The 21,045-nt window shown below is 66.3% G+C and carries 20 protein-coding genes; 10 read left to right on the top strand and 10 right to left on the bottom strand.

What is annotated here, in order from left to right; translation table 11 throughout:
* Positions 1-34 precede the first annotated feature (34 nt).
* Genes ACWRN3_RS10370 through ACWRN3_RS10360 form a run of 3 tightly spaced genes read left to right on the top strand, consistent with a single transcriptional unit; the run spans position 35 to position 2,946 of the window.
* On the top strand, positions 35-1,261 hold the full coding sequence (locus ACWRN3_RS10370) for a thiolase family protein (RefSeq protein ID WP_476740591.1): 1,227 nt from the start codon (positions 35-37) through the stop codon (positions 1,259-1,261).
* A complete protein-coding gene (locus tag ACWRN3_RS10365; protein ID WP_255173183.1) occupies positions 1,261-2,070 on the top strand; it encodes an enoyl-CoA hydratase/isomerase family protein in 810 nt (269 codons plus the stop codon). Before ACWRN3_RS10370 ends, ACWRN3_RS10365 begins: the two co-directional genes overlap by 1 nt.
* Before the next feature lie 3 nt (positions 2,071-2,073).
* Complete coding sequence (locus tag ACWRN3_RS10360; RefSeq protein WP_324643004.1) at positions 2,074-2,946, top strand: 3-hydroxyacyl-CoA dehydrogenase family protein; 873 nt, start codon at positions 2,074-2,076, stop codon at positions 2,944-2,946.
* Positions 2,947-2,970: 24 nt separating this feature from the next.
* Here the strand turns inward: ACWRN3_RS10360 and ACWRN3_RS10355 are convergent, their stop codons facing one another.
* Positions 2,971-3,204: a DUF6480 family protein gene (locus ACWRN3_RS10355; RefSeq protein WP_324643002.1), complete on the bottom strand. Its 234-nt coding sequence runs from the start codon at positions 3,202-3,204 to the stop codon at positions 2,971-2,973.
* Between the two features lie 74 nt (positions 3,205-3,278).
* Here ACWRN3_RS10355 and ACWRN3_RS10350 point away from each other — a divergent pair, with 74 nt between their 5' ends.
* Positions 3,279-3,887: a GNAT family N-acetyltransferase gene (locus ACWRN3_RS10350; protein ID WP_476740590.1), complete on the top strand. Its 609-nt coding sequence runs from the start codon at positions 3,279-3,281 to the stop codon at positions 3,885-3,887.
* 20 nt (positions 3,888-3,907) lie between these two features.
* On the opposite strand, the gene ACWRN3_RS10345 is transcribed toward ACWRN3_RS10350, so the two are convergent.
* The gene (locus ACWRN3_RS10345; protein ID WP_476740589.1) at positions 3,908-4,714 is read right to left on the bottom strand and encodes an SGNH/GDSL hydrolase family protein; all 807 of its coding nucleotides are present in this window, start codon (positions 4,712-4,714) and stop codon (positions 3,908-3,910) included.
* 146 nt (positions 4,715-4,860) lie between these two features.
* Between ACWRN3_RS10345 and ACWRN3_RS10340 the strand changes: the two genes are divergently transcribed.
* Positions 4,861-5,577 (top strand): tyrosine-protein phosphatase, encoded by a 717-nt coding sequence (locus ACWRN3_RS10340; RefSeq protein ID WP_476740588.1) that lies wholly within the window; start codon positions 4,861-4,863, stop codon positions 5,575-5,577.
* 130 nt (positions 5,578-5,707) lie between these two features.
* Positions 5,708-7,837: a S1 family peptidase gene (locus ACWRN3_RS10335; protein ID WP_476740587.1), complete on the top strand. Its 2,130-nt coding sequence runs from the start codon at positions 5,708-5,710 to the stop codon at positions 7,835-7,837.
* Positions 7,838-7,898: 61 nt separating this feature from the next.
* Here the strand turns inward: ACWRN3_RS10335 and ACWRN3_RS10330 are convergent, their stop codons facing one another.
* Together ACWRN3_RS10330 and ACWRN3_RS10325 are read right to left on the bottom strand one after the other, a co-directional pair.
* Positions 7,899-8,627: a DUF4397 domain-containing protein gene (locus ACWRN3_RS10330; protein ID WP_476740586.1), complete on the bottom strand. Its 729-nt coding sequence runs from the start codon at positions 8,625-8,627 to the stop codon at positions 7,899-7,901.
* A 99-nt stretch (positions 8,628-8,726) separates the two neighbouring features.
* Positions 8,727-9,161: a PaaI family thioesterase gene (locus ACWRN3_RS10325; RefSeq protein ID WP_476740585.1), complete on the bottom strand. Its 435-nt coding sequence runs from the start codon at positions 9,159-9,161 to the stop codon at positions 8,727-8,729.
* A gap of 142 nt (positions 9,162-9,303) precedes the next feature.
* Between ACWRN3_RS10325 and paaZ the strand changes: the two genes are divergently transcribed.
* Positions 9,304-11,415 (top strand): phenylacetic acid degradation bifunctional protein PaaZ, encoded by a 2,112-nt coding sequence (gene paaZ / locus ACWRN3_RS10320; RefSeq protein ID WP_476740584.1) that lies wholly within the window; start codon positions 9,304-9,306, stop codon positions 11,413-11,415.
* 176 nt (positions 11,416-11,591) lie between these two features.
* A complete protein-coding gene (locus tag ACWRN3_RS10315) occupies positions 11,592-11,987 on the top strand; it encodes a VOC family protein (RefSeq protein ID WP_476740583.1) in 396 nt (131 codons plus the stop codon).
* Between the two features lie 93 nt (positions 11,988-12,080).
* Here ACWRN3_RS10315 and ACWRN3_RS10310 read toward each other — a convergent pair whose 3' ends face one another.
* From ACWRN3_RS10310 to ACWRN3_RS10290, 5 genes are all read right to left on the bottom strand, one after another.
* Positions 12,081-12,386, bottom strand: coding sequence for a hypothetical protein (locus ACWRN3_RS10310; RefSeq protein ID WP_255173173.1), 306 nt, complete (start codon positions 12,384-12,386; stop codon positions 12,081-12,083).
* A gap of 12 nt (positions 12,387-12,398) precedes the next feature.
* Positions 12,399-13,529: a S1C family serine protease gene (locus tag ACWRN3_RS10305; protein ID WP_476740582.1), complete on the bottom strand. Its 1,131-nt coding sequence runs from the start codon at positions 13,527-13,529 to the stop codon at positions 12,399-12,401.
* Between the two features lie 103 nt (positions 13,530-13,632).
* Positions 13,633-14,268, bottom strand: coding sequence for a TetR/AcrR family transcriptional regulator (locus tag ACWRN3_RS10300; RefSeq protein WP_255173171.1), 636 nt, complete (start codon positions 14,266-14,268; stop codon positions 13,633-13,635).
* A 97-nt stretch (positions 14,269-14,365) separates the two neighbouring features.
* Positions 14,366-15,718, bottom strand: coding sequence for a phenylacetate--CoA ligase PaaK (gene paaK / locus ACWRN3_RS10295; RefSeq protein ID WP_324642989.1), 1,353 nt, complete (start codon positions 15,716-15,718; stop codon positions 14,366-14,368).
* 7 nt (positions 15,719-15,725) lie between these two features.
* The gene (locus ACWRN3_RS10290) at positions 15,726-16,202 is read right to left on the bottom strand and encodes a hotdog fold thioesterase (RefSeq protein ID WP_255173169.1); all 477 of its coding nucleotides are present in this window, start codon (positions 16,200-16,202) and stop codon (positions 15,726-15,728) included.
* 267 nt (positions 16,203-16,469) lie between these two features.
* Between ACWRN3_RS10290 and pta the strand changes: the two genes are divergently transcribed.
* Complete coding sequence (gene pta, locus ACWRN3_RS10285) at positions 16,470-18,596, top strand: phosphate acetyltransferase (RefSeq protein WP_476740581.1); 2,127 nt, start codon at positions 16,470-16,472, stop codon at positions 18,594-18,596.
* A 77-nt stretch (positions 18,597-18,673) separates the two neighbouring features.
* Here the strand turns inward: pta and ACWRN3_RS10280 are convergent, their stop codons facing one another.
* The gene (locus ACWRN3_RS10280; RefSeq protein WP_324642987.1) at positions 18,674-20,005 is read right to left on the bottom strand and encodes an MFS transporter; all 1,332 of its coding nucleotides are present in this window, start codon (positions 20,003-20,005) and stop codon (positions 18,674-18,676) included.
* 260 nt (positions 20,006-20,265) lie between these two features.
* Here ACWRN3_RS10280 and ACWRN3_RS10275 point away from each other — a divergent pair, with 260 nt between their 5' ends.
* Positions 20,266-20,988: a GntR family transcriptional regulator gene (locus tag ACWRN3_RS10275; protein WP_255173166.1), complete on the top strand. Its 723-nt coding sequence runs from the start codon at positions 20,266-20,268 to the stop codon at positions 20,986-20,988.
* Positions 20,989-21,045 lie beyond the last annotated feature (57 nt).

Genomic DNA, 21,045 nt, shown 5'->3' with positions numbered 1-21,045 from the left:
TGACAGTGCTGTTTATCGCGTGAAGGGTGTTTCCATGGCTGCAACCGCAGGTCCACAGGCTTTCCTTGTTGGCGGGGTCCGAACGCCCGTAGGCAGGTACGGGGGCGCCCTGTCCTCCGTCCGGCCGGATGATCTTGCAGCCCTGGTGGTCCGCGAAGCCGTGGCACGCGCAGGCCTGGATCCCGAGAGCGTCGACGAAGTCATCCTGGGCAACGCGAACGGCGCGGGGGAGGAAAACCGGAACGTGGCCCGGATGGCCACCCTGCTGGCCGGGCTGCCGCTGCATATTCCGGGAATCACGGTGAACCGGCTCTGCGCTTCCGGCCTCAGCGCCATCATCCAGGCCAGCCACATGATCAAGGCCGGAGCCGCGGACATCGTCATCGCCGGCGGCGTGGAGTCCATGAGCCGCGCCCCCTGGGTCCAGGAAAAGCCAACCAGCGCGTTCGCCAAGCCCGGCCAGATCTTCGACACCTCCATTGGCTGGCGTTTCACCAATCCCCACTTCCAGCACGGCGGCCTGTCCCGGGACGGCAAGATGACCTACTCCATGCCGGAAACGGCGGAGGAAGTGGCCCGGGTGGACGGCATCTCCCGTGAAGACGCTGATGCATTCGCCGTCCGTTCCCACCAGCTCGCCCTGGACGCCATCGAGGCCGGCCGGTTCAAGGACGAAATCGTGCCCGTCACAGTCAAGACCCGCAAGTCAGAGACCGTGGTGGACACCGACGAGGGCCCGCGCGCCGGTACCAGCATGGACGTTCTCGCCAGGCTCAAGCCCGTGGCGCACGGCGGGTCCGTGGTGACGGCCGGGAACTCGTCATCCCTGAACGACGGCGCCTCCGCCATTATCATCGCTTCGGAAGCAGCCATTGAGCGGCTGGGACTGATCCCCCGTGCCCGCATCATCGACGGCGCTTCTGCCGGCTGCGAGCCCGAAATCATGGGCATCGGCCCGGTCCCCGCCACCCAGAAGGTGCTCAAGCGGAGCGGCTTGAGCGTTGGCGACCTGTCCGCCGTCGAGCTTAATGAAGCCTTTGCCACGCAGTCCCTGGCCTGCATCCGCCGGCTCGGACTGGAACCGGAGATCGTGAACCGCGACGGCGGCGCCATCGCCCTGGGGCACCCGCTCGGTTCCAGTGGGTCACGGCTCGCCATCACCCTGCTGGGACGCATGGAACGCGAAGACGCAAAAATCGGCCTGGCCACCATGTGCGTTGGGGTCGGCCAGGGCACCGCGATGCTGCTGGAGAAAATCTGATGACGTCCGCGGTGGACCTCGCGGCAGAAAGCTTCTCCGCGCTGCTCGTGGAGGAGCGCGAGGACCGGGTGGTGGTGCTGCTCAACCGGCCCCAGGTGAAGAATGCGATCGACCAGCAGATGGTGGATGAACTCCACACTGTCTGCGCAGCCCTGGAACAGAACCCCAAGGTACTGATCATCGCCGGCGTGGACGGGGTCTTCGCCTCCGGTGCCGATATTGCCCAGCTGCGCGAACGCCGGCGCGATGACGCCCTGCAGGGCATCAACTCCACCATCTTCGTCCGGATCGCCAGGCTGCCCATGCCGGTCATCGCCGCCCTGGACGGCTACTGCCTGGGCGGCGGCGCGGAACTAGCCTACGCCGCGGACTTCCGCATCGGCACCCCCAACGTGCGGATCGGCAACCCGGAAACAGGGCTGGGAATCCTGGCGGCGGCCGGTGCCAGCTGGCGGCTCAGGGAACTCGTCGGCGAGCCGCTGGCCAAGCAGATCCTGCTGGCCGGGCTGGTCCTTGGCGCCGATGAAGCCAAAGCGGCCAACCTCATCACGGAAATCCACGATCCGGCAGAACTCCTGGACGCTGCCCACAGCCTGGCCAACAGGATCGGGCGGCAGGACCCATTGGCCGTCCGCATCACCAAATCCGTATTCCACGCCCCCGCGGAAGCGCACCCGCTGATCGACCAGCTGGCCCAGGGCATCCTCTTCGAATCGCAGGCCAAATTCGACCGGATGCAGGCCTTTTTGGACCGCAATGCAGCGAAGAAGGCAAACGCCGCCTCCGCCCACCCCGCCGACGGAAAGTAGACCATGAGTAATTCATCAGTAGCCCCCGGTCTTCCCCCTTACGTGGGCGTGCTGGGCGGCGGCCGCATGGGCGCCGGCATCGCGCACGCCTTCCTGATCAAGGGCGCCAACGTGCTGGTGGTGGAACGCGACGACGTCTCCGCCGAAGCTGCCCAGGAACGGGTGGAATCCGCCGCCTTGAAAAGCATTGAACGCGGGGCCGTGGATGCCAACTTCGAAGAACTGGTGACCCGGCTGACCGTCAGCACCGACTACGACGCGTTCAAGGACCGCCAGCTGGTGGTGGAAGCAGTCCCCGAAGACTGGGACCTGAAAGTCACCGCGTTGCGGGGCATTGAGGAACGGCTTGCAGAGGAGGCCTTCATGGCGTCCAACACGTCATCGCTGTCCGTCAACGGCCTGGCCCGCGAACTAAAGCGGCCGGAGAACTTCCTGGGCCTGCACTTCTTCAACCCTGTGCCGGCATCCACGCTCATCGAGGTGGTGCTGGGGGAGCGCACGTCTCCCGAACTTGCTGCCGCGGCGAAAACCTGGGTGGAGGCACTCGGCAAGACCGCCGTCGTCGTCAATGATGCCCCGGGTTTCGCGTCCTCACGCCTGGGCGTGGCCATCGCGCTGGAGGCCATGCGGATGGTCGAGGAAGGCGTCGCCTCCGCCGGGGACATCGACAACGCGATGGTGCTGGGCTACAAGCACCCCACCGGGCCGCTCAAAACCACGGACATCGTGGGCCTCGACGTCCGCCTGGGAATCGCCGAGTACCTCCACTCCACCCTTGGCGAACGGTTCGCGCCCCCGCAGATCCTCAGGGACAAGGTGGCCCGGGGGGAACTCGGACGCAAAACCGGCAAGGGATTCTTCGACTGGCCCAGCTAGGCTGCCCGCCGGCCGGAAGCGGGCCTAGTCGAAGAAGCCCACGATGTAGCCGATGAAGTACAACAGGCACAGCAGGACCACCACGCCGATGATGCCGATCCACAGGAACTGGGTGCCCCTCCTGGTGCCGTGCTCCTCGTGGCCCTGCGGACCGGCGGTGGAGGCTTCCCCCGGCGGGGTTTCGCCCGGTGGAACCCCGCCGCCAGGCTCCAGTCCGGTGATCTTGTCGTCCTCGGGATCCGGGTTGGTTCCTGACACAATAACTCCCTCGCTCGACGTCCTGGTGCTTGCCCCAGCGTAACCCGCGCGGTTGGCGGGCCTAGGCTGGTGCAGTGACTTTCCTTGAACCCCTTACCCTGACCGGCCGCCGTGTAATCCTGGAGCCGCTCGCGGAAGAACACCACGACGGGCTGCTGGACGCGGCCAGGGACGGCGAACTCTGGAAGCTCTGGTACACCTCGGTGCCCGCGCCGGACGCCATGGCCGCGGAGATCAGGCGCCGCCTCGCCCTGCAGGAACAGGGATCCATGCTGCCCTTCACCACCCGGCTGATTGATCCACGCACAGGTGGCCCGGGCCGCATCATCGGCATGACCACGTACATGAACATCGACGCCATCACGCCCCGCGTGGAAATCGGTTCCACCTGGAATGCGGCCTCGGTGCAGGGGACAGGGACCAACCCCGACTCCAAGCTCCTGCTTCTCCGGCATGCCTTCGAGGTGCTGGGCTGTCCCGCCGTGGAGTTCCGCACACACTGGCTGAACCACCAGTCGCGGGAAGCCATAGCACGGTTGGGCGCCAAGCAGGACGGCTTGCTCCGCAGCCATTCACGGACCAGCGATGGAAACCTCCGGGACACGGTGGTGTTCTCCATCCTGCAGCATGAATGGCCGGCCGTCCGTGCCGGGCTGGAATACCGGCTGGCCCGCCGCGGCTAAGTGGTTGAGTTCTGGGAAAGTCAGCTCAGGTTGAAGGCGCCCTGGCTACGGAGCGAGTCGTAGTAGCCAAGACGATAGCCGTCACCATTCGGGTGGAAATTGGCGGGATCTGCTGGGTTGGTGGGGTGGAAGGTTATCCACGGATCGGCTGAGCCGATACCGTGGGCGTTGAAAGCAGTGGCTACATCAACGTATTGAGCCCCTGTATTTGCGGCAACTCCTGCAATCAAACCGTTAAGAATGTCAGCCAGCGGGTTGGCAACCGGAGCAAATTGCTGGTCCGGTGCGAACAACCTTGGGTATCCCGTCAATACAACCTTGGCGCCGGGAGCTTTCGCATGAATCGCGCCGACTAAAGTTGCCAAGGCTGTGGCAAGGCTTCCGTCCGTTAGCTTTGCCTGAGCGCCCGCCAAACTGCCGGTGCAGGTTAAAGAGGCCGGATCGGGCAGGCATGCACCAAGTATGGCCATTGTATTGACGTCATTTCCGCCGACCGTAACAGTGACCAGGTCTGTGCCCACCGCAACGGAGGTTTGAACGTCCAGGAGGACGTCTGCAACAACCTGACCGGAACATGCCGCGTTGGTTAGTTCTAAGCCCGGAAGTTTGTCGGCGATGGCGGGATATCCCCTCCGGCTTACATAGCAGGTTGGATCTGTGTAGGGCACAGCCCCCTGTCCCGCCGCGTAGGAATCACCGAGGGCGACGTAATCGACCTTGGATGGTGCCGCTTCGGCTGGAACAGCCGCAAGGCCTGATGCCATCACCAGGCTCGCGAGGCCGGCCACCAAAGCCGGGATTCGGCGTCGTAATGCAGATTTTCCCACTGGGTTCCCCTTTGAACATCAGTCACGTTGAGTAGCTTGCGTTGCAAGAGTATTGCCCAGTAGGCGTTGGCCGTGAGGTCTTTATACCCTTTTGCCGCTTACTCTTGTGACGGGCAGCATTCGGGAGCAGGTGGTTAGCTGTGCGGATGAGCGATTCGGGCGGGCCCGTCAACTGGGACGGGGCCGTGAATGCCTGGCACGTGGCCGGCGGCATCTTTCGCATGGGCAGGCTGGAGTGGCTTACCGAGCTGGGCTGGAAGCAGGCGTACGACGACGGCATCCGCACAGTGGTGGACCTGCGCAACCCCGCAGAGGCGCAGCGGCGGGAGACGGACCCCTTGGTGGCCGAGGCAGCGTGGCCGGGAATCACAGTAGTCCCGGCGCCGACAGAAGAACCGGGTGACCCTCGTTTCACGGACCTGTGCGGGCCCTACCTCAACGATCCGGTTCACTACGCGGACAACGTCAAGCTGTTTCCGGAAAAGATTGTTGCTGTCTTCCATGCAATCGCTGCCGGTGCCTCCGCCTCCGTCCTGATTCATTGTGCTGCCGGGAGGGACCGGAGCGGAATGATCGCCGCGATGGTCCAGGACCTCGCCGGTCACAGTGACGAGGACATAGCGGCCGGCTACGCGCGGGCCGCTCGCGGGATCAACGACCGCTACGGGACCCACGGGCCGCCACACGCCCGCGAACGACACCTCCCGGAAAGCGAACTTGCTCCGCTTCTTGAGGAACGCGGCCATGCTGTGGTGGCTTTTGTCCGGCAATTGGATACCAGGGCATTCCTGCTGGAGCACGGCCTTCCCGCCAATGAATTTGACACTCTTCTCACTCTTATGCGCGGCCCGGTACCCTTGTGACCAAAGTGACTGCTGTGACGGATGATGCTGATTTGATACCCCCACCGTCACAGCGGAGCGAGACGTGTCATTGAACGAGCGGACGGCGACCGGAATGAAACGAATCCTTGCCACAGGAACGGTAGCGGGAATGGCCCTGACTTTAGGGTTGGCCGCAGTCCCGGCCCTGGCTGCCAGTGGACCGGCGGTAACGGACTCCCCGGCGCCGGACAGCACTACCAGCCCCACCGCCGGAACAAGCGCGGCCCCTGCCGGGCAGACGTCGATGCCGTCAGACACGCAGCTTGCTGAAGCTGTGCGCCGGGACCTCGGGATGAGCTTGGCGGCATTCAACGCCGCCGGAGAACTGGGCCGCAGGGCAGCCGACGCCCTCCCGTCACTGCGCAACGTCCCGGGCTTCGTCAGCATCAGGATCGACGGCGGCCGGATCCTGGTTGCCGGGTCCGGCGAGGCGCTCCAAGCCAAGGTCGCCGAACTGAACCAGGCGGCCCCGGGAGGCTTTGAACTGGTTCCTCCTCCGACCCGCGATGGGCGGACGGATGCCTCTCCGGCGGTCCCTGCTGCCACACCCGTGCCCCAGGCACGGGATGACGCGGCCCGGGAGCAGGCAACTGCACCTGCAACCGCCGCCACCCGCTCCGAAGTGGCCACCAGCGTCGAACAGCTTTTCCAGGCCTACCTCCGCGACGTTGGAACCGCAGGGCTGCAGGCCGTGGTTGCCGAGGCTGGAAAATTCGTGATCCGTTTAGGCGGAGTCGCCGCCGCACAGTCAGCCGCAGACGGCGTTGCAGCGGCAGGTCCCGGCAACCAGGCCGCTGCTGCCCCAAGCCCTGGGAGGATCTCGCCATCGGAATTCGTTTCGAAGTACACCAACGTCGTGCTCGACGGCGCCTCCCCCCTCAAGCCGGAAGCTGACGTCCCCGGCGGTGTTGGGTACAGATCCGACACCGGATTCACCTGTTCGACAGGCTTCTCCGCCTTTGATCCGGCGGGACTTCCCACTGTCCTGACCGCTGGACACTGCGCAGAAGACGGTACTGCCAAAACAGCCGACTTGCTGCTCGGGGGAGCACCGGCAGGCCGACTGGGCAGCTTCGAGTTCAACCAGTTTGGCGGTTCTGGTAACTCCCCGGTGCTGGACCCAAACACCCCCACGGGCACCGACTACACTGCACTCACCGATCCGGGCAACGTGGGAACTGACATCGCCGTCATTGGAACCATCCCGCAGGGCCTGGACCCGCTGCCGGCCACCAGCACCCACGGGGACCCGTCGCAGCCAAACCCGGACGTCAAGATCATCGGAACCGCATCCCCGGTGCCCGGCATGCCCGTCTGCCGTTCCGGATGGAGGACGGCGTGGTCCTGCGGCCACATCAGCGCGGTGGGAATCTTCCTGGTTGGCGGCCCCAACTACCCCACAGACCCTAATGACATCCGTGCGTTCAACGGGTTCCTCTCCTACGACGTGCAGTCCAGCGGCGGTGACTCAGGCGGTCCGTGGATCAGCGGTAACTTCGCAGTGGGCACCCATTCCGCCGGTGACTCGGACGGGGTCCGGAACATTGCCGTGGCAGCCACCCTGGACGACTCGCTCAAGGTGCTGCCGGGCTACGAACTGGAACTCTTCCTCAACAAGCCTGCCGTCACGGCTCCAGGACCCGGGGAGACCTACCAGCCAGGGCAAACCATCAGCGGCCAGGTTCCTGCGGCACCGGCCTCAGCGGTTGCAACCGGTTCCAGTGTCCGCATCACGGTCCAGGGGAAGGACCCGTTCGATGTGCCCGTGTATGCAGACGGGAACTGGAGCTTCACCGCCCCGCAGGATACGGACACACTCCGGTTCACGGCTGAGACGGTCAACGGGTTCAGCAGGTCGGGTGCCGGCAGCTTTGAGTTTGCCCCGGCCGCAGCCCAGCCACCTGGTCCGCCTGCCCCCACCGGCCCGCCGGCAACTCCGGCCCCGACCACCCCAGCCCCGGCTACCCCGACCCCCGCGGCGACGCCATCTTCGCCGCCCGCCGAGACGCCCGTCGTCGTGACCCCGCCTTCAAGCACTCCGGTCTCCACCATGCCGCCGACTGACCTGCCGCCGGCGGACCTGGCCGATACGGGCGGAAACAGCAATGATTCCGCTGATCTGGCCTATACCGGATCGTCAGGGGTGGTCATCGCGGCGATTGCCGCAGCCGCAGCGCTCGCCGTCGGGATTCTGCTGACGGTGCTTGTACGCCGGCGGAACCGGCGGCCTTCCCGGTAGCCGCTACGGACCGGCCCACACATACAGAGTCCGGTCCGTAGCGATCCCGGGGGAACGGCGCTTAGCGCCTCCCGGTTGCGTTAGCCTCAGTGGCGTCCGCCGCACCTCTGCCGTCAACCACCTGGACCGCAACGTCCAGCGTGCCGTCCGCCAGGCTTCCCCAGGCGTAGACGATGGTGTTCTTGCCGGCTTCGACGGTGATGTCGGCTGGACCGATCACGGGGTCGGTGGTCCCTGCCGCTGCCACCGAGGCCGAAACCGTGCCGGCCTTCAGCTTCAGGGTCGCCTCATCAGGGTTGCTGAGGCCTTCAATCACGGCCGTTCCGCCGGCCAGCACGTCCACCGCGGGCGCTGCGGCCACGTGCCGGACTGTCAGCTTGCCCTTCGTGTCATTGCCGGGGGCCTTGGTGTCGTTGGTGAAAAGGGTCGCCGTGGGGGCTCCGCCGGCGTCAAGGTGCGCCACTGCCGTGTAAGTGCGGCCCTCGTCGAGCTGCACATCGACCGGGCCGATCACCGGGTTTTCGGCGCTGGTGGCGTCCGAAGCGGTGATGGCGATCTGGTAATCGCCGGCGGCCAGTTCCAGCGGTCCGGCCAGGGTGCCGGGCGTGAAGTCATCAAGGGTGAGCTCGCCGTTCACCCAGACATCCACGGTCAGGCCGGGTACCCCGTGTAGGACCGACAGCAGGGCGGGGTCGTCATCGTGGTGCCAGTTGCCGGCCTGGGCGGGAGCGGCGAAGGCCAGTGAAGCAGCAAGGGAAAGTGCTCCAGCGGCATAGGTTATTTTGCGCATTTCGAACTCCTTGGGGGATGCCCGGTAGCCGGGCTGGTGATGCTGACACGTTTATTACCTTCCGAACGCCGCCCATGAATGCACTGCCCGCGAATTTGTTCAGTTTTTTTGCTTCATCAGGAGGTTGGTGATGCGCAGGGTGCACAGCCGCTGGCCGGCTTCATTGGTGATGAGCACCTCGTGCGTGGTCAGCGTCCCGCCCAGGTGGATGGGCGTGGCGGTAATGGTCACCTGGCCCTCGCGTGCGGAACGGTGGTGCGTGGCGGAAACGTCAACGCCCACCGCCGTCTTGCCCATGGTGCTCGCGTGGATAACGGCCGCCCAGGACCCCACCGCCTCTCCCACGGCCAGCGAGGCGCCGCCGTGCAGCAGCCCGAACGACTGCCGGTTGCCCTCCACGGGCATGGTGGCCACCACCCGCTCCACGGACTCCTCCAGGATTTTCACGCCCATCTTCTCGTCCAGCTCGCCGAGGGTGATTTTCCAGAGCTGGTGCTGGCTGTCGGAAGCATCCTGGGGTGACGGGGCGTTCATGCGTTCTCCTTTGGGTGGCCAATTCGGTCCTGGCCTTCTAGTGTGCAGCACGGCACTTCATGTATGGTGAATATATTACCGAACGGACGGTCAGTAATGGCCGGCCCGTTTGCCTGCCCCCTTGTTGGAAGGACCGTCAACGATGACCACCACAGCCACAGCTCCCCAGGCCACGGTCGACACCGTGGAGACAGTGCCCAGCTTCGTCATGGACGCATGGTGGACGCCCGACGCCGGCTCCTCGGCCTCCGCGGTCCCCGTCAGGGATGCGAGCATCGGGGAGGTCCTGGCCAAGGTGAGCACGGAGGGGCTGGACCTCGCCGCCGTCGTGGAGTACGGCCGCACCACCGGCCAGGCCGGACTGGGCCAGCTGACCTTCCACCAGCGCGCCCTCAAGCTCAAGGAGCTGGCGCAGTACCTCAACGCCCGCCGCGACCACTTCTATGGCTTCTCCTACCAGACCGGCGCCACCAAGATCGATTCCATGGTGGACATCGACGGCGGCATCGGCGTCCTCTTCACCTTCGGTTCCAAGGGCCGGCGTGAGCTGCCCAACTCCCAGGTGGTGGTGGACGGTCCCATGGAGGTGCTGTCCAAGGACGGATCCTTCGCCGGCGAACACATCTACACCCGCATCCCCGGCGTCGCCGTGCAGATCAACGCCTTCAACTTCCCGGTCTGGGGGATGCTCGAGAAGTTCGCTCCCGCCTTCCTGGCCGGCGTCCCCACCATCGTCAAGCCGGCCACTCCCACGGGCTATGTTGCGGCCGCAGTGGTCAAGGCCATCGTGGAATCGAACATCCTGCCCAAGGGGTCGCTGCAGCTCATCTCCGGCTCGGTCCGCGGGCTGCTGGACGTGCTGGACTACCGCGACCTGGTGGCGTTCACCGGGTCCGCCTCCACCGCCAGGTCCCTGAAGGCCCACCCGAATGTGGTGGAGGGCGGCGTCCGGTTCACGTCCGAGACGGACTCCCTGAATGCCGCCATCCTTGGTCCGGATGCCGTAGAGGGCACCCCGGAATTCGATGCTTTCGTCAAGTCCGTGGTCACCGAGATGACCGTCAAGGCCGGCCAGAAATGCACCGCCATCCGCCGGGCCATCGTGCCGCAGGAGCTGGTGCCCGCCGTGTCGGCAGCCATTGGCAAGCGGATCGCCGAGCGCGTGGTCCTGGGTGACCCCCGCGGGGAAGGCGTCACCATGGGCGCCCTTGCGTCGGTGGAGCAGCTGGAGGACGTCCGCGCTGCCGTGCAGTCAATGCTCGACGCCGGCGGCGAGCTTGCGTACGGAACGCTCGATTCGCCGTCGGTCACCTCCGCCGACGGAACCACCGGGGTAGTGGACGGTGGGGCCTTCATGGCTCCCGTGGTCCTGAACTGGGACAACCCAGAAGCTGAAGCCATCCACTCGCTCGAAGCCTTCGGGCCGGTATCCTCCGTCATCGGCTACAAGGACCTGGCGGATGCCGTACGCCTCGCCGCCCGCGGCGGTGGTTCGCTGGTGGCATCCGTGTGCACCAACGATCCCGAGGCGGCCCGCGAGCTGGTCACCGGCATCGCGGCCCACCATGGCCGCGTCCTGATGCTGAACCGCGAGGACGCCCGGTCCTCCACCGGCCACGGCTCACCCGTTCCCCACCTGGTCCACGGCGGTCCGGGACGCGCGGGCGGCGGCGAGGAACTGGGCGGCATCCGGTCCGTGCTGCACCACATGCAGCGGACCGCCATCCAGGGCTCGCCCAACATGCTGACCGCGGTTACCGGCGTGTGGCACACCGGGGCTGACCGCAACTTCACGGTGGAGACCGAGGGCGCGCATCCGTTCCGGAAGAACCTGTCCACCCTGCGGATCGGCGACGCCGTCCGCTCGGACCTGCGGCAGGTCACACTGGAGGACATCAGCGCGTTCGCCCACTCCACCGGGGACACGTTCTACGCCCACACCAACCAGGAAGCGGCGGAAGCCAACCCGTTCTTCCCGGGCATCGTGGCGCACGGCTACCTGCTGCTGAGCTGGGCTGCCGGACTCTTCGTGGAGCCTGCGCCGGGCCCAGTCCTGGCCAACTACGGCCTGGAGAACGCACGCTTCCTCACCCCCGTGGCCGCCGGCGATTCCATCCGGGTGACCCTCACCGCCAAGAAGATCACCCCGCGTGAAACCGACGAATACGGTGAGGTGGCCTGGGACGCTGTGCTCACCAACCAGAACGACGAGATCGTGGCCACCTACGACGTCCTCACCCTGGTCGAAAAGTAACCCAACGCCCCATCACTTACTGCCGGTTTTCCCAAACGCCCCATCACTTCTTTCAGGAAAGTGATGGGGCGTTTGGGTTTGGTGGGCGGGAAGTGATGGGGCGTTTGGGGGCGGTCCTTTTTGGGCCTGCCGGGCGTAAGATTCTGCCCGTAGGAGGTGGCCCAATGACCCTGAGAATGAACGCAGCCACAACCATCCTGCCGGTTGATGATGCAGCGCGCGCCCGCAGTTTTTACACGGAAAAGCTGGGACTCCCGCACCGTGGAAAAACGGAGGACGGAAGCGAACTGCTCGGCGCCGACGGCGGCCCGCTGCTGCAGCTGATGCCGGTCTCGGACGGCAGGCACTCGTACCATACCGCGCTGAGCTTTGAGGTCGCCGATATCGAGGCAACCGTCCGTGACATGGAGGCAAGGGGAGTCATTTTCCAGGACTACGACCTGCCCAACCTCAAGACGGAGAACCATATCTGCACTACCGGCTCGGAAAAGTGCGCGTGGTTCATGGACACCGAGCACAACATCCTGTGCGTCCACGAGAACCTGGGCGGGAAGCTGGAGTACCAGGTCTAGGCCTGCCGACAAACGCGGCTCCGCCGTTAAACACAGCAGCAGGGGCGCCCCGGTCGGATCGGGGCACCCCTGCTGCTTGTCTCTGTCCGGAGGTCAGCTTTCGGCGCCGCCGTGCAGGCCGTCGTCGCTGCTGTCATCCTCGCGTCCGGTGCCGCGGCCTTCTTCGCTGCGGTCCGAGAGGTCCATGTTGCCGCGGGCCTCGTCCATGGTCGGGCCGCCTGCCGGAACGCTGTAGGTGTCGGGGCGGATGCCGTGCGACTGTTCCTCGATCAGGGCCTGCTCCTCGCTGAAGCGGATCACGTTGGCCTCGTCGCCGGCGTCGCCGGGAATGTCCTCACGGAGCTTGGACGGGTCCGGGACGATGAATCCTGCGTCAGGTTCTTCCTTGGGGTGGCTCATGTTTCTTCCTTCCTATCGGGTGGTTGTAGTGGCGGGACGGTCGGTGAGGTCCACCTTGATGTCCAGGCTTTGGTCCCCCCGCTTGACCTTGAAGCCTACGGTGTCGCCGGGGTTGCGCTTGCGCAATTCCGCCAGGAGCTTTTCGGGCGTGGTGAGCTCAACGCCCTCCATGGACTGCAGGACGTCCCCGGGGCGGATTCCTGCCTTCCCTGCCGGGCCGTCCGTGTCCGCGGCGAGGACCACTACTCCGGATCCTCCCTGGATGCCCAGCTGGGCGGCGATCTGGGCGGTCAGTTCGCCCGGGGTAAGGCCCAGGTAGGCGTGCTTGGCGGTGCCGCTGGCCAGCAGCTCCTCCGCCACGTCCACTGCCGTGGCGGCCGGGATGGCGAAACCAAGGGAGACCGCACCGGCTGACGGCGGGATGTACGCCTCGCTGATGCCGATTACCTCGCCGCGCATGTTGATCACGGCACCGCCGGAGTTGCCGGGGCTGATGGGTGCGTCCGTCTGGATGAGGTCCACCAGGGAGAGGCTGTTGGATGCGGACCCTGGAATGGAGCGGTGCAGCCCGGAAATGATGCCTGCGGTGGCCGTGTTCTCGAATCCGAGCGGGGAACCCAGGACCAGTGCGCCTTCGCCTACCTTGGGCAGCGTGGTCTGGTACGTGGGTTTCGGCAGGCCGGTGCGCTTGGCCTGCACCAGGGCCAGATCCGTCACGGCGTCGCTTGCCTTGACCGTCCCTTCCACGCGCTGCCCGTCGGCAAATCCGACCTCCACGTTGGTTGCGCCCCGGATCACATGCTCGTTGGTGAGGATCAGTCCGTCGGCGGAGTAGACAACGCCGCTGCCCAGGCCGCCCTGGGTGAAGATGGTGACCACGGATGGGGAGAGGTTTTCCACGAGCTGCGGCAGGTTGCCGGCCGCGGTTCCGGAGTCCGGGCCTGCGCCGGTGGTTGGCGCTGCCGAAGCGGAAGCCCCTGAGGCCGGGGCCGACGGCGCTGCCTGGCCTGGGGAGGAGGTGCCAGGGGCCGGGGGAGCAGGCGAACCGGTGCAGCCGCTAAGTGCCAGGGCTGCGGTCAGGAGTCCGCCCGCGAGTACTGTCCGGGGCCGGCATGAACGCCGTGGATCATTGGCCTGGCTCATTCAGGACCTCCCTGCGGACGATGGCTTTCTACCACCGTAGCCGGGGAGCCCGCCAAATACCAAGCACGCTTATTAGTTGCCCGTGGACCAGTGGATGCGCGGCCTACACGTCCGCATGGAGGCCGTCGAACGCCATGGTGATGACGTCGTCGGCAAGCCGCTGCGGGGAGAGGGAGCCGCCCGGCTTGTACCACTCCACGATCGAGTTGATCATGCCGAACAGGAGGCGGCTGACGGTTCGGGGATCGATGTCCTGGCGGAGCGAGCCCTCATCGCGGGCAGCCGAAATCAGCACAGCCACCTTGTGGTCGAAGGTCCGGCGGCGTTCCAGCGCATCCCGCTCAATTTCCGTGTTGCCCCGCAGCCGCAGCAGCAGGGTGACGAACGGCAGACGGTCCACCAGCACGGCCACCGTCTGCCGGAGCACGAACTCCAGCCGGGCATCGGCAGCCCCGGAAGTGGCCTCCGGCCGTTCAAGGATGGCCTCAAGGCCGCCCAGGGCGTGGTCGAGGGCAAGTTTGAGGAGGTCGCCCTTGGACGGCACGTGGTGGTAGATGGCGGATTTGGAGATGCCCAGGTTGTCCGCCAGGATCCCCATCGAGGTGGCGTCGTAGCCATGGCGGTTGAAGACGTCGACGGCGATGCGCAGCACGGACTGCTGGTCGTAGCCGGGGCGGCCGCGCTTTGCTGTTCCGTTTGCTGGGCCGGTGGGGCTGGATGTTTCGGTGGTGCTGGGCATAGTGGCTAGTTTCTCACGAACGGTCGGTCGGTCCGGGAGCCGGCGCCGGCCGGGCAGCAACCCGGCCGGCATCGGCTGTGCCCGGCAGCATCTTCCGTTACGCCTTCGGCCGCATGTCGTAGATGCGGCGCAGTTTGCCGTTGGACCGCTCCAGCGAGCCCGGCTCCACCACGTTCACGGTGCACGAAGAACCCACATGGATCTTGATCTGCTCCTTCAAGGTGCGTGCCGCCGTCGTGCTCTGCTCAACGGTGACCGCGTCCCGGCGCTCGATCCGGACGGTCAGCTGGTCCATCCGCTGGCCTTCCGGCCGGGTCAGTTCGAGCTGGAAGTGAGGGCTCAGCTCGGGGATGCGGAGGGCGATTTCCTCGATCTGGGACGGGAACAGGTTCACGCCGCGCAGGATGATCATGTCGTCGCTGCGGCCGGTGATGCGGCCCATCCGGCGGTGCGCCGGGCGGGCGCTGCCGGGCAGCAGGCGGGTGAGGTCCTTGGTGCGGTAGCGGATGATCGGCAGCGCTTCCTTGGTCAGGGACGTGAAGACCAGTTCACCGTGCTCGCCGTCGCGCAGGACGTTTTCCTTGCCCGGGGCCGGGTTGAAGGCGTCGATGATCTCGGGGCGGAAGTGGTCCTCCCAGATGTGGCTGCCGTCCTGGGTCTCCACGGCCTCGCCGGCAACGCCCGGGCCCATGACCTCGGACAGGCCGTAGATGTCGCACGCTTTGATGTTCATCATGACCTCGAGCTCGTGCCGCATCTCCTGCGTCCACGGCTCGGCGCCCAGCACGGCGAACTTCAGCGAGGTGGAGGCGGGGTCGATGCCCATGTGCGCCATGGCGTCGGCGATGGTGAGCAGGTAGGTGGGCGTGGCGAGGATGGCGTCCGGCTTGAAGTCCTGGATCAGCTGGATCTGGCGTTCGGTCTGGCCGCCGGACATGGGGATCACGGTGCAGCCCAGGGCCTCGGCGCCGGCGTGCGCTCCCAGGCCGCCGGTGAACAGGCCGTAGCCGTAGGCGTTGTGGACCTTCATGCCGGGGCGGATGCCGGAGGCGCGGAAGCTGCGGGCCACCAGCTTGGCCCAGTCGGCCAGGTCCTGCTTGGTGTAGCCGACGACGGTGGGCCGGCCGGTGGTGCCGGAGCTGGCGTGGATCCGGGCCACTTCTCTTTGCGGCACCGCGAACATGCCGAACGGGTACTCCTGGCGCAGGTCCTCCTTGGTGGTGAAGGGGAAGTTGCCCAGGTCCTCGAGTTCGCGCAGGTCGGTGGGGTGGATGCCGGCCTCGTCGAACTTGCGCTTGTACAGCGGGACCCGCTCGTAGGCGTAGGCAACGGTGTGTTGCAGCCGGCTGAGCTGGAGGGCTTCGAGCTCGTCGCGGGAGATGGTCTCCTCGCGGTCCAGGCCAGGGTCGATGCCGGCAGCGGCGGGGGTTTCGGGGGCATGCAGGGTCATGATTTTCCTACTTCTTGGGGATGGTGCGGCTGCGTCCGCGGAACTCGGCGATGAGCTCGCCCGGGGTGCTGGAACTGGGCTGGCCTTCGGCAGCCGGCGCAGCGGCGTCGGCGGCGAAGATCTGGATGTCGTAGAGTCCGCTGCGGCCGGCGCTGGAGCGGCGGTCGGCCACTGCGGTGAGCACCTGGCCCCGGAAGGCGGGCTTGAGGAAGTTGATGTCGACGCCGGAAGCGACGGTGATGGTGCCTTCCTCGCCGGGTGCAGGGTGGATGGGGTTGCACGCCAGGGCGAAGGCGGTGTCGCCGAAGGCGAAGATCATTCCGCCGTGGGCCATGCCGAAGCCGTTGAGCATTTCCTGCCGGAGCGTCATCCGGATGGTGGCGTGGCCGTCGCTGAGGGCCAGGACCTCAATTCCCATCCATTCGGAGGCGTAGTCGTTTTCCAGGATGGGGTGGGTGGCCCCGGAAAGTGCAGTTTCAGCCATGCGTCATTGCCTCCAGCTTTATTTACCGAATGTTCATTAGGTAATCCCATGAGGGGGTCCGGTGTCAAGGGGAGGCGGGATAGGGCACGACGCCGGGACACACCTTGCGCGGCTGGGCGCCCCGTCACCGATTGCTGCGTAACTGCCGTTCTCAGCGCCCAAAACGGCAGTTACGGAGCAGTCGACGCTGGGTCGGCCGCCCCGCGCGCGGCCTCGAAGTGCAAGGATGGGGGGACCGGCACCAGCAAGAACAGCAAAGGGCGGACCATGGCCAAAGGCATCTACGTCAGCGCAACCACCCCCGGCTCGGGCAAGTCCCTTGTGGCACTCGGCCTGGCGGACACCCTGCACCGGCACGCGGACAGGATCGGCTTCTTCAAGCCGGTGGTCCATGGCCCCTCGGCAGCCGACGACCCGATGGTGGCGCTGATGAAGGCCCGGTTCGCCCTGGATGACGAGCGCTGCCGCGGCGGCCTGACCTACGACGAGGTCCGCACCCTGCTCGCGGAGGGAAACCGGGCGGAAATTGATGCCCGGTGCGTGGAGATTTTTGCCGACATCGCGCGCCATTGCGACGTGGTGATCGTGGAGGGCACCGACCTGGTTGGCCAGGATTCCGCCGTCGAGTTCGACCTGAACGCCCGGCTGGCCAACAACCTCGCCACGCCCGTGGTGGCCGTGGTGGGTGCCAAGGGGCGGACCGTCCCGGAAACCGCTGCCGCCGTCGAAGTTGCCCGCAAGGAGCTCGCCGCCGAACGGTGTGCGCTGCTGGCCATCATGGTGAACAGGGCCAGCGCCGGCGACCTGGACGCCATCGCGGCTGCCCTGAAGCCCGGCGCTTCCGGCCGCCCGGTGTACATCCTGCCGGAGCTGGAGGAGATTGCCCGCCCCACCACCGGGGAAGTGGCTGCGGCGCTGGGCGTCCGCCAAATCGCGGGAACGCCTGACATGGAACGTGACGTCAGGGACATCAAGGTTGCCGCGATGAACGTGGGCAACTTCCTGAACGTGCTGGACGAGGGCGCCCTGGTGATCGTGCCGGGGGACCGGGCAGACGTGATGGTGGCCTGCCTGGCCTCGTCCTTCTCGCCCGAATTTCCGGTGGCGTCGGCGCTCATCCTCACCGGTGGCCTGGCCCCGGACGCCAACATCTACCCGCTCCTGGCGCAGGCGCCCTTCCCTGTCTTTGCCGCGGACGAGGACACGTACCAGACGGCCCGCCGGGTGTCCGAGGTGCGCAGCGAAATCTGGTCGGGGCACCGGCGCAAGGTGGCATCCGCGCTGGGCCTCTGGTCCCGCCGGGTGGACGAGGCCGAGCTGGTGGAGCGGCTGCATTTGCCGCGGGCGGAACGGATGACGCCGCTGCGGTTCCTCCACGACCTGATCGAGCGGGCCCGGGCGCAGCGCCGCCACGTGGTGCTCCCCGAGGGGACCGACGTGAGGATCCTGCGGGCCGCCGAGATCCTGCACCGCCGCGACGTCTGCGACCTGACGCTCCTGGGCCCGGAGTCCGACGTCCGGGAGCTGGCCGCGGCCAACGGCATCGACCTGTCCGGCATTAATGTCATCGACCCAGCCACCTCGGACCTGCGGCTGAAGTTCGCCGAGAAGTACGCGGAGCTGAGGGCACACAAGGGCGTGGACCTGCCCAAGGCCCTGGAGATCATGCAGGACGTGAGCTACTTCGGCACCATGATGGTCCAGCTGGGTGTGGTGGACGGGATGGTTTCCGGTGCCGCCCACACCACCGCGCACACCATCCGGCCGGCGCTGGAGTTCGTGAAGACCCGCGAGGGCGTGAAGATCGTGTCCTCGGTGTTCCTGATGCTGATGCCGGACCGGGTGCTCGTGTACGGCGACTGCGCGGTGAACCCGGATCCCAACGTGGAGCAGCTGGCCGATATTGCCCTGGCCTCGGCCGAGACCGCCGCGCAGTTCGGGGTGGAACCGCGGGTGGCCATGCTGTCCTACTCCACGGGCGGCTCCGGCGCGGGCGAGGCGGTGGACGAGGTGCGGCAGGCCACCGAACTGGTCCGCGAGCGCCGCCCGGACCTCGCCGTGGAAGGCCCCATCCAGTACGACGCCGCCGTGGATGCCTCGATCGCCGCGTCCAAGATGCCCGGTTCCTCCGTGGCCGGGCAGGCCACGGTGTTCATCTTCCCGGACCTGAATACGGGCAACAACACCTACAAGGCGGTGCAGCAGAGCTCCGGGGCGGTGGCGGTGGGACCGGTCCTGCAGGGGTTGCGGAAGCCGGTCAATGACCTTTCCCGCGGCTGCACCGTGGAGGACATTGTGAACACGGTGGCCATTACGGCGATCCAGGCGCAGACACCAGCGCAAACAGACCCTCCATCGCAGGCGAAGGTCCCGGCGCAGGCGCCGGCCTCGTAGGGGACCATGCAGAAAAGTACGACGCCGGCACTATGCAAAGTGCCGGCGTCGTACTTTTTGTCTGGGTGCTGAAGGGTCTAGGCGGCTGCCTTGACCTTCAGCGGCTCGATCTTGCCGATGACGAACAGGTAGTTGGCCGCTCCGATGAGCGAGATCGCGCCGATGACGGCGAGCGGCGCCACGAAGGATCCGGTCTGGTCCACCAGGACGCCGATCAGGATGGGCGTGAAGATGCCGGCCAGGTTGGAGGCAAAGTTCTGCAGCCCGCCGATGGAGCCCACGTGGCGTGAGCTCGGGGCGACGTCGGCCGGCAGCGACCAGATGCCCGTGGCGGCCACGGTGAGGCTGGAGTAGGCGACGGACAGCAGGGCCAGGGCCATCCATGCTTCCGGAACCAGTGCGGCGAACATGATGACCGAGCCGCCGGCCAGGCCGCCGGCGATGGCCGTCTTGCGGACCTTGCTGACCGGGGATCCTGCGCGGACGGCGCGGTCGGCCAGGTAGCCGCCGAGCCAGCCGAACAGGACCGCGCAGATGCCGGGGATCGCGCCGAAGAAGCCGAGCTTCAGGAGGTCGAAGCCGCGTTCCTTGACCAGGTAGCTGGGGAAGAACGTGATGAAGAAGTAGATGGCGCTGTTCAGGCAGAAGAAACCGAACATCATGCTGAGGATGGTGCGGTACTTGAAGAGCGACCGCCACGGAAGTTTGGCTGCGCCTTCGTCATCGCTTGCCGCGCCGCGGGCGCCGCCCTCCTGGATGTAGCTGACCTCCGCGGCGTTTGCCCCGGCGTGCTCCTCCGGGTTGCGGTAGTACTTCCACCAGACGGCGGCCCAGATGATTCCAAGGACACCGATGATGATGAAGACGGCGTGCCAGGAGGTAAAGGCGACCACCAGGGTGACGATGGGCAGCGCGATCACCGCTCCGACGCGGGAGCCGGAGTCCCAGATGCTGGTGGCGAAGGCGCGTTCCCGGACGGGGAACCAGGTGGCCACCACCTTGGCGGCGGTGCTGGGGGCAGGGCTTTCGCCGACGCCCAGGAGGAAGCGGGCGGCGAACAGGGACCAGAAGCTGGAGGCTGCCGCCGTCACCATGGTGAAGACGGACCACCAGATGGCGGCCAGGGAGAACGAACGGCGGGGGCCTACCTTGTCCACGTACCAGCCGGCAGCGAGTTGGAAGAAGTCGTAGGCCCAGAAGAAGGCGGCAAAAATGAGCCCCTGCTGGGTGGCGCTGAGCTCAAAGTCCTTGCCCATGAAGGGCAGGGCGACGCTGAGGCTGGACCGGTCAAGGTAGTTGATGCTGAGGCCGATGAAGGCAAGCCAGATGATCACCCAGCGCTTGCGGGTCATGAGGCGGGGCTGGGGGGATGAATTGGCAATGGAGGTCTTACTTCCGAGCGTAGTCATGCGGTCTCCTTCGACATATACATGGCTTCGGGTACGGGGCGCACGGGCGGGAGGGGAGGACGCGGAAGGTGTCAGCGCCAAATCGTATAGGAATTGGATTAATCATATAGATAATGTGACCGGGATCAAGTGCCTCTCCAAAAAAGCCCTTCCATGAAGGCTGTGGGGGGTGTGGCTTATGATTCCCCCAAGCGACTCCCGGCCGAAAAGGCCATGTCCAAGCTCCGCAGCAAGTCCAACCCAGTGCAAGAGGTAACCGCGTGCCCCCACGTCAACCATCCGAAACCTCCCGCGGCAAGGCCGCCGTGCCCGACGTCTATTCGTCGATGCGTGCCTCAATCCTGGAGGGCGAGATAGCGCCCGGCACCCGGATCAACATTGACGCCGTCGCCCGCAGCCTCGGAGTGTCGCAGACGCCCGTCCGCGAGGTCCTTCAACGGCTTGAGGGCGACAACCTGGTGGTCTACAACCCCGGCCGGGGATACAGCACCACCCCGCTGCTGGACCTGCCGGAACTGCGCTCGCTGTTTGAATTCCGGCTCCTCGTGGAACCCTGGGCGGCCCGCGCGGCCGCTGTTGACCGCCTCGCCAATCCGGCCGGCGCGCTGGAGAAGGAACTGGGCAGCTTCCGGAGCGCCATGAAGCGGAGCAAGGACCTGCGGCAGGATCTGGTGGCCCATGACACCCGTTTCCATGACACCATCCTTGCCGCCTCGGGAAACCCCGTGGTCCGGCATGCCTTTGCCCAGACCCACTGCCACCTGCACACCTTCCGGCTCTACCCGGCGGATGTGGACGGGGCCATTACGGTGGCTGAGCATACTGCGGTCAGGGAGGCTATCGAGGCCTGCGATCCGGAGGGGGCAGAGGCGGCCATGACGACGCATATCCGTAATTCGTTTGACCGCTTTGCGCAGGCCTTTGAGGTGGAACTTGCCCCGCTGGAGGACAGTGGACCGCCGCGCAAGCACATCATCACCTAGCTCTCGACGAACAGCCCCGGCCCTGGACGGCCGGGGCTGCTGCGTTTGGTGGGGCAT

Source organism: Pseudarthrobacter sp. rb, from assembly GCF_056389225.1.
Note: the sequence above shows the minus strand (reverse complement) of the source record. Positions and strands in the feature narration are given on the sequence as shown.